Here is an 11,999-nt window from a genome sequence, read left to right on the forward strand (position 1 = left end):
GGGGCCGTAGAGCCGGAACCGCAGCCCTACCCGCAAGGGGCCGTAGAGCCGGAGCCGCAGCCCTACCCGCAAGGGGCCGTGAAGCCGGAACCGCGCCTCGATCAGCACCAGCCGGGCATGCGCCTCCCACCAGGTGCGCCGCTGCCCCGAGAACAGCCGCACCGCCACCGCCGCACGGGCGATCGCGGTGTGCGGATCACCCGCGAGCCGGGCCGCGCGCGCCGCCGCCAGCAGCAGCTCCGCCTTGCGGGTGGACTGCCCGCCCATCCCGTCCAGCACCGCTATCGCCGCGTCCGCCTCCGCCAGCGCCTCCGGTGCCAGGCCGGCCGCCATCAGCACCTCGCAGCGGCGGATGTTCAGCATGAACGTCGGCGTGCCCAGCTTGGCGTACCGCTCCTCCGCCTCGTCCAGCAGCCGCAGCGCCGCCGGGATGTCCCCGGACCGGAACGCCGCCAGCCCCCGGCTCTCCACCGCGTCCGCCTTGTCGTGCTCCTGGCCGGTGGTCTCCCACAGCTTCTCCGCCGCCGTGAAGTCGGCGTCCGCCCGCTCCACCGCGCCCAGCGCCAGATGGACCGTCGCCCGCAGCGTCAGCGCCCGCGCCGTCCAGATCACGTCGTCCGCCTGCCGCAGCACGGGAATCGCCCGGCGCACGTCCTCCAGCGCCTCGCGGTGATGGCCGAGCACCCACCAGACGTACGCCCTGCGGTACCGCACCCGCGCCCGGGTATGCCCCGTACCGCGCGCCACCCCGCGCTCGAACGCCGCGAGCCCCTGTCGGGTGCGCCCCGCGTGCACCAGCGCGACCCCGAGCGTGCCGAGGACGTCCGCCTCCCGCTCCGCCGAGTCCGCGCGCGCCGCCAGATCGCGGGCACGCCGCAGGTGGTGCAGGGCGATCCGCAGATCGCCGAAATCCCGCTGCCAGATGCCGATCACCTGGTGCGCCACGGAGGCGTGCAGCGGTGACGGGTCGGCGGCGAGCACCTCCCGCGCCCGGTCCAGCGCCTCGTTCGGGGCGGCGAACACCATCGGCAGCAGTTCGAGAACCGAGTCGCTTCCCGCTCTCACCCCACGGATGGTAGTGGCCGCCGTCCCGCGGAACCACGGGCCACCGATTCGTCTCTGTATCAATCAGCGGCAGCACGGCTCTACTTGACGACCGTCGCCTCGAGGGGGAGGACACACCATGGCTCCACACCGATTCCGCGAGCAGTTCGACCAGATCCAGCGCGCGATGCCCGACGTCCCGCTCGCCATGGGACCGGACGACTCCGCCGAGTTCCTGTACGAGAAGGGAGTCGTCCTCGCCCGCGACGGCGAGGAGGCCCAGGTCGTCGAGGACACCGTCCGCACCTTCTTCACCGAGGCGCCCGACCTCACCCCCGACACGGTGCGGCGGGCGAGCCCGCCGCGCAACCGCTCCGGCATCACCCGCATCCAGGTCGGCGACCCCGGCGAGGGCGCGCCCGGCGCGGACCGCGCGGTCGCGAGCGCGCTGCGGGCGCTGCGGCAGACGGAGGGACGCGCGGGCCGCCGGCTGGTCAGCCGCAACCACGTGGTGTCGATCGCGGTCAACGCCTGCCCCGGCGACGAACCCGCGCCCGCCCCGCAGAACGAGCCGCCGAACCCGGCCGCCGCCGAGGGCCGCTACGACCCGGAGACCTCCGTCGGCGTCCTCGTCGTCGACACCGGCCTCATGAGCGACTACCGGGCCTACCCGCTGCTCGCCCACACCCGCGGCGACCTCCAGCTCCGGGAGACCGACGAGGCGGGCGTCCTCCAGCAGTACGTCGGGCACGGCACGTTCATCGCCGGCCTCGTCGCCGCCGTCGCCCCCAACACCGACGTCACCGTACGCAACTCGCTCAACGACGCCGGTGCCGTCCTGGAGTCCGAGTTCGGCGAGCGGCTGTTCGAGGCGGTCGACGCGAGCGGCTGGCCCGACATCCTCAGCCTCTCCGCGGGCACCTCCAACGGCCGCACCGACGGACTCCTCGGCGTCCAGGCGTTCATGGAGGAACTGCGCGAGCAGCGCACCCTGCTGGTCGCCTGCGCCGGCAACAACGCCAGCGCCACCCCCTTCTGGCCCGCCGCCTACGCCGACCTGCCCGACTGGGGCGACAGCGTGCTCTCGGTCGGCGCGCTGCGCGGCGACGGCGAGTTCGGCGCCTGCTTCTCCAACCACGGCGCCTGGGTAAAGGTCTACGCCCCCGGCGAGCGCCTCACCAGCGCCCTGACCGGCTGGGGCGCCCCCGTGCCGTACGTCTACCAGCACTCCACCTACGACGCCTGCCGCTACGGCTTCGGCTACGGCTGCACCTGCCAGTTCCCCCGCCACACCGGCCTGCTCAGCGAGGACAGCACCGAGGGCAAGCCGGACCAGGTGATGTTCCAGGGGCTCGCGCAGTGGAGCGGCACCTCGTTCGCCGCCCCCGTGGTCGCCGGGCTGGTCGCCGCCTACATGACGGCGCACAAGGAGCGCGACCCGCGCGCCGCCGCCCGCCGGCTCCTCGCGGACAACACCGAGTTCGCGGAGGTGCGCGGGGCGCACGTACCGGCGCTGGTGCCGCCCACCTGGCGCCCCGTCCCGGTCGCCGCGCCGCTCGCCGCCGTATGAGCGCCGGAGCAGTCCCCGCCACGGCGTACGATGACTTGCCGTACACGAGGGGTGGGGCCGTGGACCGTGCAGATGTCGGCGCGCTCGTCCAGTCCGCCGTCGACGGTGACGCGGCGGCCTGGAAGGCGCTCGTGGAAGGGCTGAGCCCCCTGGTGTGGTCCGTGGTGCGCGCGCACCGGCTCTCCGACGCCGACGCCCACGAGGTCTACCAGACGGTCTGGTTCCGCTTCGCCCAGCACCTCGGGCGGATCCGCGAACCGCACAAGGCGGGATCCTGGCTCGCGACCACCGCGCGGAACGAGTCGCTGAAGGTGATCCGCGGCTGGCAGCGGCTGACGCCGACCGACGACCCGCAACTCCTGGACCGGGTCAGCGAGGACCGCACGCCGGAGCAGTCCCTGCTCGACTCCGAGGAGGCGGCCGCGCAGAGCGAGCGGGTCCGGCGGCTGTGGCAGGAGTTCGAGGCACTGGGGGAGCGGTGCCGGCAGCTGCTGCGGGTGCTGATGGCCTCGCCGCCGCCCAGTTATCAGGAGGTGTCCGCCGCTCTGGGCATCGCCGTCGGCAGCATCGGACCGCTGCGCCAGCGCTGTCTGCGCCGGCTGCGCGCCCGACTCGACGCACGGGGAGCATCGTGAACGACATGACCAACGGCGCCGGCGGCGCCGACGACGGCTTCGGCCCCCACGACAGCGGTGACGAAACCGCCCTGGACGACGCGGAGTTCGGCGCCGGGCTGCTGGAGGAGGAGCTGCGGCAGGCCGCCGCGATCCTCGACCCGGTCCCGCCGGAGCTGTGGCGGATCGCGGTGGACGCCTACGCCCTGCACGACCTCGACGCCCGCCTCGCCGAGCTGACCTTCGACTCGCTGGTGGACGCCATCCCGGTGCGCGGCGCCGGAGACGTACCGCGGATGCTGACCTTCAGCACCGGTGAGCTGAGCGTGGACGTCGAGGTGACCGCGCACGGGCTGATCGGGCAGGTGCTGCCGCCGCAGCCCGCCCGTATCGAGGTCCTCGGCGGTCCGCACCCGGCCGTCCCCGACACCCTCACCGCCGACGCCATGGGCCGCTTCACCAGCGATCTGCCGCCCACCGGCCCGTTCGCCCTGCGGCTGCGGACCGGTGGGGAGGTGGTCGTGACGGAGTGGCTGCGGGCCTGACCGCGCGGGGCGGGGGCGTCAGCGCGACACGGCGGAGACCAGCGCGGCGAGCGCTTCCGCCAGCCGCCCCAGCCCCGGCCCCGCCGGGCCGCCCGGCTCGGCCATGTAGGTGTCCCGGCGGATCTCCACCATCAGCGCGGACACCCGCGGGTCCGTCCCGTGGAACTCCAGCGGCACGTACGTCCCGCTGAACGGGCTGTCCAGCCCGGTCTGCTCGCCGAACGCGGCGCGGGCGGCGGCGAGCAGCTCCGGCGGCGTGTGGAAGGCGTCGGTGCCCAGGCACACGGGCGGCCGGGGACCGTCCCCGTGCAGCTCGTACGGCAGCCGCTCGGTGGGGTACGAGTGCACGTCGATGATCACCGCCCGCCCGGTCGCGGCCAGCCGCGCCGCCACGGCCTCCGTCATGGCCCGCGCGTACGGCCGGAAGTAGCGCTCGATCAGCGGCTCGGGGTCGCTGTCGGCGGGCCGCAGCACCTCCCGGTGCGTGGTCCGCGTGTACACCGCCCCCATGCCGACGGCGAGCATCTCCTCCCGCTCGTCGGGGAACCGCTCCGGATCCACGACCAGCCGCGACAGCCGGTTCACGAACCTCCAGGGCGTGACGGGCGCGAGTTCGGCCGCCTCGGCGGCGATCCGGTCGGTGTGGGCGTCGACGATGTGGTCCAGCTCCCGCCGGAGCGCCTCGTCGTCCAGCACGATGCCGGCGCGGACGTCCGCCGGTATCTCCCGCGAGGAGTGCGGGACATGGAGGATCACCGGCGAGTCGTCGTCGCCGGGCAGCAGGTCGAAGGACGGACGGGACACGGGCGGCTCCGAAGGGCGTGGGACGCGGGAACGGACGAGACGGGTCCGCCCCGGTCGGGCAGTGTGCCGACCGGGGCGGATACGGGGAACCCCTGGACGGGGTGAGCGTCAGCTCAGGGAGGCCAGGGCCTCGTTCCAGGTGGCGGAGGGACGCATCACCGCGGCGGCCTTGGCCGGGTCGGGCTGGTAGTAGCCGCCGATGTCGACCGGCTTGCCCTGGACGGCGTTCAGCTCGTCGACGATCTTCTGCTCGTTCGCGGCGAGCGTCTCGGCCAGCGGCTGGAAGGCCTTGGCCAGCTCGGCGTCGTCGGTCTGCCTGGCCAGCTCCTGCGCCCAGTACAGGGACAGGTAGAAGTGGCTGCCGCGGTTGTCGATGCCGCCGACGCGACGGGTCGGGGACTTGTCCTCGTTGAGGAAGGTCGCCGTGGCGCGGTCGAGGGTGTCGGCGAGGACCTTAGCCTTCGCGTTGCCGGTGGCCGTCGCGTACTGCTCCAGCGACGGGACCAGGGCGAAGAACTCGCCCAGGGAGTCCCAGCGCAGGTAGTTCTCCTTGACCAGCTGCTGGACGTGCTTGGGCGCGGAGCCGCCGGCGCCCGTCTCGAACAGGCCGCCGCCCGCCATCAGCGGGACGACCGACAGCATCTTGGCGCTGGTGCCCAGCTCCAGGATCGGGAAGAGGTCGGTCAGGTAGTCACGCAGCACGTTGCCGGTCACCGAAATGGTGTTCTCGCCGCGGCGGATGCGCTCCACCGACAGCTTGGTGGCCTCGACCGGGCTGAGGATCCGGATGTCCAGGCCCTCGGTGTCGTGCTCCGGCAGGTACTGCTTCACCTTCGCGATCAGGTTGGCGTCGTGGGCGCGGGTCTCGTCCAGCCAGAACACGGCCGGGTCGCCGGTGGCGCGGGCGCGGGTGACGGCCAGCTTGACCCAGTCGCGGATCGCGGCGTCCTTGGTCTGGCAGGCGCGGAAGATGTCGCCCTGCGAGACCGGCTGCTCGATCAGGACGTTGCCGGCCTGGTCGACCAGGCGGACGGTGCCCGCGGCCGGGATCTCGAAGGTCTTGTCGTGGGAGCCGTACTCCTCGGCCTTCTGCGCCATCAGGCCGACGTTCGGCACCGAGCCCATGGTGGCCGGGTCGTAGGCGCCGTTGGCCTTGCAGTCCTCGATGACGGTCTGGTAGACGCCCGCGTAGGAGGAGTCCGGGATGACCGCGATGGTGTCGGCCTCCTGGCCGTCCGGGCCCCACATGTGGCCCGAGGTGCGGATCATGGCCGGCATGGAGGCGTCGACGATGACGTCCGACGGCACGTGCAGGTTGGTGATGCCCTTGTCGGAGTCGACCATCGCCAGGGCCGGGCCCTCGGCCAGCTCGGCGTCGAAGGAGGCCTTGATCTCGGCGCCCTCCGGCAGGGACTCCAGGCCCTTGAAGATGCCGCCGAGGCCGTCGTTCGGGGACAGGCCCGCGGCCGCCAGCGTCGCGCCGTAGCGCTCGAAGGTCTTCGGGAAGAAGGCGCGGACCACGTGGCCGAAGATGATCGGGTCGGAGACCTTCATCATCGTCGCCTTCAGGTGCACGGAGAACAGCACGCCCTCCGCCTTGGCGCGGGCGACCTGGGAGGCCAGGAACTCGCGCAGGTGGGCGACGCGCATCACGGAGGCGTCGACGACCTCACCGGCGACGACCGGTACGGACTCGCGCAGCACGGTGGTCGTGCCGTCCTCGGCGGCCAGCTCGATCTTCAGCGTGCCGTCCTCGGCGATGACGACCGACTTCTCGGTGGAGCGGAAGTCGTTCTGGCCCATGGTGGCCACATCGGTCTTGGAGTCGGCGGACCAGGCGCCCATGCGGTGCGGGTGGGTCTTGGCGTAGTTCTTCACCGAGGCCGGGGCGCGGCGGTCGGAGTTGCCCTCCCGCAGGACCGGGTTCACGGCGGAGCCCTTGACCTTGTCGTAGCGGGCCTTGATCTCCCGCTCCTCGTCGGTCTTCGGGTCGTCCGGGTAGTCCGGCAGCGCGTAGCCCTGGCCCTGGAGCTCGGCGACGGCGGCCTTCAGCTGCGGGATGGACGCCGAGATGTTCGGCAGCTTGATGATGTTGGCCGCGGGCGTCTTGGCCAGCTCGCCCAGCTCGGCGAGGGCGTCCGGGATGCGCTGGTCCTCGGTCAGGTACTCCGGGAACACGGCGATGATGCGGCCGGCCAGCGAGATGTCCCGCGTCTCCACGGCGACACCCGCCTGCGAGGCGTACGCCTTGACCACCGGCAGGAAGGAATACGTCGCCAGGGCCGGGGCCTCGTCAGTGTGCGTATAGATGATGGTCGAGTCAGTCACCGGGTGCTCCGCTCCACGTCTGCAACATTGCTCGACATCAAGATATCTCGTGATCGCCCCCGTCTCGACAGGGGTCCGGCCACGGTTCTCGGCCACATCGCGTGCCCGTGTCCGTCGGTCACGCCGCGTGCCGGTGTCCGTGGCCGGTCCGTCAGCCGCCCGGCTGCGGGTGGGGCGGGCGGGGCGCGCCGGTCAGGTCATGTGTGTGGGGGGGGCGGTCAGGTCATGTGGGGGGTGTCGGCATACCGGGCGGCCTCCGCGCCGACCAGGGCGCCGGCCGGCCCGAGTGACTACGGCGGGTGACTACTCCACCCCCGCGGCCGGGGCTTCGGCCGGCTCGCTCTCCGTGCTCCGCTGCTGCGGGATCACCGCCGCTCCCGGGCGCAGGGTGACCGTGCGGGCCGGGGCCGGGATGCTGATGCCCTCCGCGCGGTAGCGGCGGTGCAGGCGCTTGATGAACTCGTGCTTGATCCGGTACTGGTCGCTGAACTCGCCGACGCCCAGGATCACCGTGAAACCGATCCGCGAGTCGCCGAAGGTGTGGAAGCGGACGGCGGGCTCGTGGTCCGGGACGGCGCCGGTGACGTCGGTCATCACCTCGGTGACCACCTCGCAGGTCACCCGCTCCACGTGCTCCAGGTCGCTGTCGTAGCCGACCCCGGCCTGGACCATGATGGTCAGCTCCTGCTCGGGCCGGTTGTAGTTGGTCATGTTCGTCCCCGCGAGCTGGCCGTTGGGGATGATGACCAGGTTGTTGGAGAGGTTGCGGATGGTGGTCTGCCGCCAGTTGATGTCGGTGACGTAGCCCTCCTCGCCGCTGCTCAGCCGGATGTAGTCGCCCGGCTGCACGGTCTTCGAGGCGAGGATGTGAATGCCCGCGAAGAGGTTGGCGAGGGTGTCCTGGAGGGCCAGCGCGACCGCCAGACCGCCCACGCCGAGCGCGGTGAGCATCGGGGCTATGGAGATGCCCAGGGTCTGGAGCACCACCAGGAAGCCGAGCGCCAGCACCATCACGCGGGTGATGTTCACGAAGATCGTGGCCGAGGCGGCGACGCCCGAGCGGGACTGGGCCACCGACCGGACCAGATCGGCCACGACCCGCGCCGCCGCCAGCGTCACCACGAAGATCAGCAGGACCGTGAGGGCCTGGTTGGTGTGGTGCTGCACGGTCCGGGTCAGCGGCAGCACCGCCGCCGCGGCCGCCGCGCCGCCGACGACCGCCGCCCACGGCACCACCGTGCGCAGCGCGTCCACGATGACGTCGTCGCCGCTCCAGCGGGTGCGGTCGGCCTGCTTGCCCAGCCAGCGCAGCAGCAGCCGCAGCGCGAACGCCGCCAGCAGGCCCGCGGCCAGCGCGATGCCGGCGAGCATGAAGTCGTCCAGGGTCAGCGCGCGGGTCATCGGTCACCTCCGGAGGGACGATCCGCGGCAAACGGGGCCGCCGGCGGCCGGATGTGAAGTGTCGTCACGTTGTCACCTGCTCGAATTCCGGGATGTGCGAGCGCTCATCCTGCCGTATCCGGCACGCGTGTTCGCACCGGGAGGCGGAGTCTCGGCCGCTGCCGGGCGGGGGCGGTGGAGTGCAGCCGACGCGTTCCCGGCCGCCGGTCCGGCGTCGCACACGCGGAGTCGGACGAGCGCCCGCGGCGTGGGCGCTCAGCGCCACGACGCGCGGCGACCTGGCGCCGGCGCCGGCCGCGCTTGCGGGAACGCCCCCGGACAACGCTGCGACGATCGCCGCCGTCGGCGGACGGATCGAATGGCGCGGCGCGTGGCGCTCCCGTGGGACCTGAAGGGCGGGATGGAGGGACCTGCGCTGCAAGGCCCGGCGGCCTTCCCGCCCCGGCGGGCCGGAGACCCGCGTCTCGGGGGCCATGGGTTCCGGCCGTCTCGGGAGCCATGGGTTCCGGCCGTCTCGGGGGCCGTGGGTTTGGGCCGGCTGGGGGTCCGCCACGCTCGGCGGTGAGGCACCGCGCCGGGGGAGCGGGGCAACCGGCCCGCCGGACGCCGGCCCGCCGGACACCGCCCCCTGCCGGACCGACCCGGCGGCCGGACCCGGGAAGTTCCGGCCGGCACCGCGGCACCGGCCGACCCCGCGGCACCGGCGGGCGCCCTGGCGCGGGCAGGTCCGGCCGACCCCGCGGCACCCGCGACCCCGCGGCACCGGCGGGCCCGGCGGGCGCCGTGGCGCGGGCAGGTCCGGCCGGCACGGCGGCACCGGCGGGCCCGGCAGTCACCGCAGCGGGGGCAGGTCCCGCAGGCACCGCAGCGCGGGCAGGTGCCGCGGGCGCCGTGGCGCGCGCACGGCTCAGACGATGCCCTCGGCCAGTTCCGCCTGTTCGTGGTCGGTGCCGTACGCGGCGGTCGTCGGGGTGCCGTACGAGCGGCGGGCGACGAACCACCACACGGTGGCCAGGACGAGGACGACGGCGAGCGCGACGGACGCGTAGTTCATCGTGTCGACCGTCACCGGCGAGGACTGCGGCAGACAGAACAGCACGGTCACGAACGCCACCCACACCACCGCGATCCAGCCGATCGGCCTGCTCCAGCGGCCCAGGTGCCAGGGGCCCGGCGTGAAGCGGTCACCGGCGCGCAGACGCAGGTAGACGGGGATGGCGTACGCGGGGGTGATGCCGATGACGTTGATCGCGGTGACCGCGCCGTACGCCGTCGCCGAGTACAGGGACGGCAGGGCCAGGACGCAGGCCACCGCCACCGACAGCCAGACGGCGGCGACCGGGGTCTGGGTGCGCACGCTCACCTTGCGCCACAGCTGTGAGCCGGGCAGCGCCCGGTCCCGGCTGAACGCGAACACCATCCGGCTCGCGGCGGCGACCTCGGCGTTGCCGCAGAACAGCTGGGCCACGATGACCACCAGCAGCAGCGCGCTCGCGCCGTCGGTGCCGAGCCCGTCGAGCAGGATCTGCGCGGGCGGCACCCCGGTCTCGCTGGCGCGCGTCGCGTCGTAGTCCCGGATGGCGAAGGTCAGACCGGCGAGCAGTACGAAACCGGCGACCCACGACACCCAGATGGCGCGCACGATGCCGCGTGCCGCCGCCACCGAGGCGCCCGCGGTCTCCTCGGACAGGTGCGCGGAGGCGTCGTAGCCGGAGAACGTGTACTGGGCGAGCAGCAGGCCGATCGCGGCGACGTACAGCGGGTTGGACCAGCCGGTGTCGTTGACGAACTCGGTGAAGACGAAGGACGGCGACTGGTGGTGGTCGGGGACGATCGCCAGCGCGCCGACGATCAGCGCGACACCGCCGAGGTGCCACCACACGCTGATGGAGTTGAGCACGCTGACCAGGCGCACGCCGAACAGGTTCAGCACGGCGTGCAGCAGCAGGATGACGACGAAGATCAGCATCGTCTTCTCCGGCGTCGGCTGGAAGCCCCACTGCAGGTTCAGGAACGCCCCGGTGAACAGGGCCGCGCCGTAGTCGATGCCGGCGATGGCGCCGAGCAGACCGAGCAGGTTCAGCCAGCCCGTGTACCAGCCCCAGCGGCGCCCGCCGAGCCGGTCGGCCATGTAGTACAGCGCGCCGGAGGTGGGGTACGCGCTGGTGACCTCCGCCAGCGCGAGCCCCACGCACAGCACGAACAGGCCGACGCCGGCCCAGCCCCACAGCATCACCGCGGGGCCGCCCGCGCCCATGCCGAAGCCGTACAGCGTCATGCAGCCGGACAGGATCGAGATCACGGAGAAGCTGATCGCGAAGTTGCCGAAGCCGCCCATCCGGCGGGCGAGCACCGGCCGGTAGCCCAGTTCGCGCAGGCGTTGCTCCTCGTCCGGGAGCGGGGCGCCTTGGGGGGTGCGGGGCATGCGGGACCTCCTGGGAGACGGAACGGGGGACGTCAGGGGTGGCGGTGCGCTCCGGACCTGCTGCGGGCGCGGGCCAGCAGGAACACCTCCACGGCCTGGGCGTGGTCGCCCGGCGTGGCGGTGCGGTGCGCCCAGGGCAGCGGTGTCCAGTACGGGCCGAGCGCGTCGAACACCCGGTCCGCCTCGGTGAACTGGAGCGCGCCCCACAGGGCGTGGGCGAGGTGGTTCAGGTCGAGCGGAGCGCGCTCGGCGGCCGTGGTGTGCTCGAACCAGCCGTGGAACGCGCGCCGGGCCTCCCGGCAGGCGTCCTCGGCGACCCAGTGCAGATCGAGCGCGGCCTCGCGTCCGCCGCCGCGCCGGTAGCGCTCCACCCGGACGTACAGCGGCAGCAGATGCAGCGGTGAGCCCGGCGGCGCCGCGTCGGCCGCCCAGTGCGCGAAGCCGACCGCCTCGGCCAGCCGCCCGGACGCCGAACGGCCGTACAGGAACTGGAGCATGCGGTGGTAGGCCTCGCGGTTGCACGGGTCGCGCTTGTCGGCCTCGGCGAGCAGACCCCAGGGCCCCGGCGGAAGCATCGGCTCCGGGGGCGCCACGCGGTGTTCCGTCCAGCGCTGGTCCTCGTCCAGCCGGGCCAGCGCCAGCAGGCACACCCAGGGCACCGGGTCGTTGGGCGCGGCACGCGTGAGCGCGTCGCACGCCCGCCACGCCTCGTGCCACAACTCCACGGTCCTCCCGTGCCGTTCCCGGTGCGCGCGCAGGGCACGCTCGACGGCCACCCGGGCGTGCATCAGGGCGGCCGGCCCGCTGTGCGGCTCCTCGGCGAGCCAGGCCCGCACCACGTCGGTGCCGGCCGCGGCGGCGGCGAGCACCTGGGTGCGCTGCGTCCACTGCCCCCACGAGGCGGTCTCGGCGAGCAGGGCGCGCATCGACATCCAGCGACCGGCGCGCAGCTCCTGGAGGGCGGCGCGCAGCGCGGTGTCGGGTCCGGCGGGATCGTAGGCGGGGCGTGCTCCGTCTTTGGCCATCACCCTCCCGCCCCGGTCAACGGGCGGGACATGACGGCAGGGTGGTGTGACAACAGCCCTCCCCCGAGCGGCGGTTGAGGAGATCGTGTTCGGTCGGCCGTCACTATAGAGGCGTGTGATCCGGACGAGTCGTCTGTTTCGCCATCCGGGAAACCAACCGTGCCCGCAGCAGGGTTGACAGCGGGTCAGCGGCGCTTGACGTCGTGTGGCCGTCGACGGCAGGCTGTCCGTCCGTGATCACCA

At 73.3% G+C, this 11,999-nt stretch carries 8 protein-coding genes and 1 pseudogene; 3 read left to right on the plus strand and 6 right to left on the minus strand.

The genetic code is table 11. The features are described 5' to 3' along the window. Positions 1-1,065: pseudogene (locus tag AB0K92_RS17035) on the minus strand (CHAT domain-containing protein); the annotation flags it as partial. A gap of 118 nt (positions 1,066-1,183) precedes the next feature. On the opposite strand from AB0K92_RS17035, the gene AB0K92_RS17040 reads away from it, so the two are divergent. From AB0K92_RS17040 to AB0K92_RS17050, 3 genes are read left to right on the plus strand one after another with little or no spacing between them, the layout of a single operon-like run. Further along, positions 1,184-2,614 (plus strand): S8/S53 family peptidase, encoded by a 1,431-nt coding sequence (locus tag AB0K92_RS17040; protein ID WP_365923594.1) that lies wholly within the window; start codon positions 1,184-1,186, stop codon positions 2,612-2,614. Further along, entirely contained in the window at positions 2,611-3,249 is a 639-nt protein-coding gene (locus AB0K92_RS17045) for a sigma-70 family RNA polymerase sigma factor (RefSeq protein WP_206313174.1), read from the plus strand. The genes AB0K92_RS17040 and AB0K92_RS17045 overlap by 4 nt, the downstream gene beginning before the upstream one ends. 5 nt (positions 3,250-3,254) lie before the next feature. Then, complete coding sequence (locus AB0K92_RS17050) at positions 3,255-3,773, plus strand: hypothetical protein (RefSeq protein WP_365923596.1); 519 nt, start codon at positions 3,255-3,257, stop codon at positions 3,771-3,773. 18 nt (positions 3,774-3,791) lie between these two features. Here AB0K92_RS17050 and AB0K92_RS17055 read toward each other — a convergent pair whose 3' ends face one another. From AB0K92_RS17055 to AB0K92_RS17075, 5 genes are all read right to left on the minus strand, one after another. Further along, positions 3,792-4,577 carry an N-formylglutamate amidohydrolase gene (locus tag AB0K92_RS17055; protein ID WP_365923598.1) on the minus strand — a complete coding sequence of 262 codons (786 nt, stop codon included), beginning with the start codon at positions 4,575-4,577 and terminating at the stop codon, positions 3,792-3,794. A 108-nt stretch (positions 4,578-4,685) separates the two neighbouring features. Then, positions 4,686-6,905 carry an NADP-dependent isocitrate dehydrogenase gene (locus AB0K92_RS17060; protein WP_365923600.1) on the minus strand — a complete coding sequence of 740 codons (2,220 nt, stop codon included), beginning with the start codon at positions 6,903-6,905 and terminating at the stop codon, positions 4,686-4,688. A gap of 303 nt (positions 6,906-7,208) precedes the next feature. Further along, positions 7,209-8,306 carry a mechanosensitive ion channel family protein gene (locus tag AB0K92_RS17065; RefSeq protein WP_365923602.1) on the minus strand — a complete coding sequence of 366 codons (1,098 nt, stop codon included), beginning with the start codon at positions 8,304-8,306 and terminating at the stop codon, positions 7,209-7,211. Between the two features lie 907 nt (positions 8,307-9,213). Beyond that, positions 9,214-10,731 carry an amino acid permease gene (locus tag AB0K92_RS17070; RefSeq protein WP_166003640.1) on the minus strand — a complete coding sequence of 506 codons (1,518 nt, stop codon included), beginning with the start codon at positions 10,729-10,731 and terminating at the stop codon, positions 9,214-9,216. A 32-nt stretch (positions 10,732-10,763) separates the two neighbouring features. Then, entirely contained in the window at positions 10,764-11,756 is a 993-nt protein-coding gene (locus AB0K92_RS17075) for a hypothetical protein (RefSeq protein WP_365923605.1), read from the minus strand. Positions 11,757-11,999: the final 243 nt, after the last annotated feature.

The sequence above is a fragment of the Streptomyces sp. NPDC052687 genome (assembly GCF_040678395.1).
Taxonomy (GTDB): Bacteria; Actinomycetota; Actinomycetes; order Streptomycetales; family Streptomycetaceae; genus Streptomyces.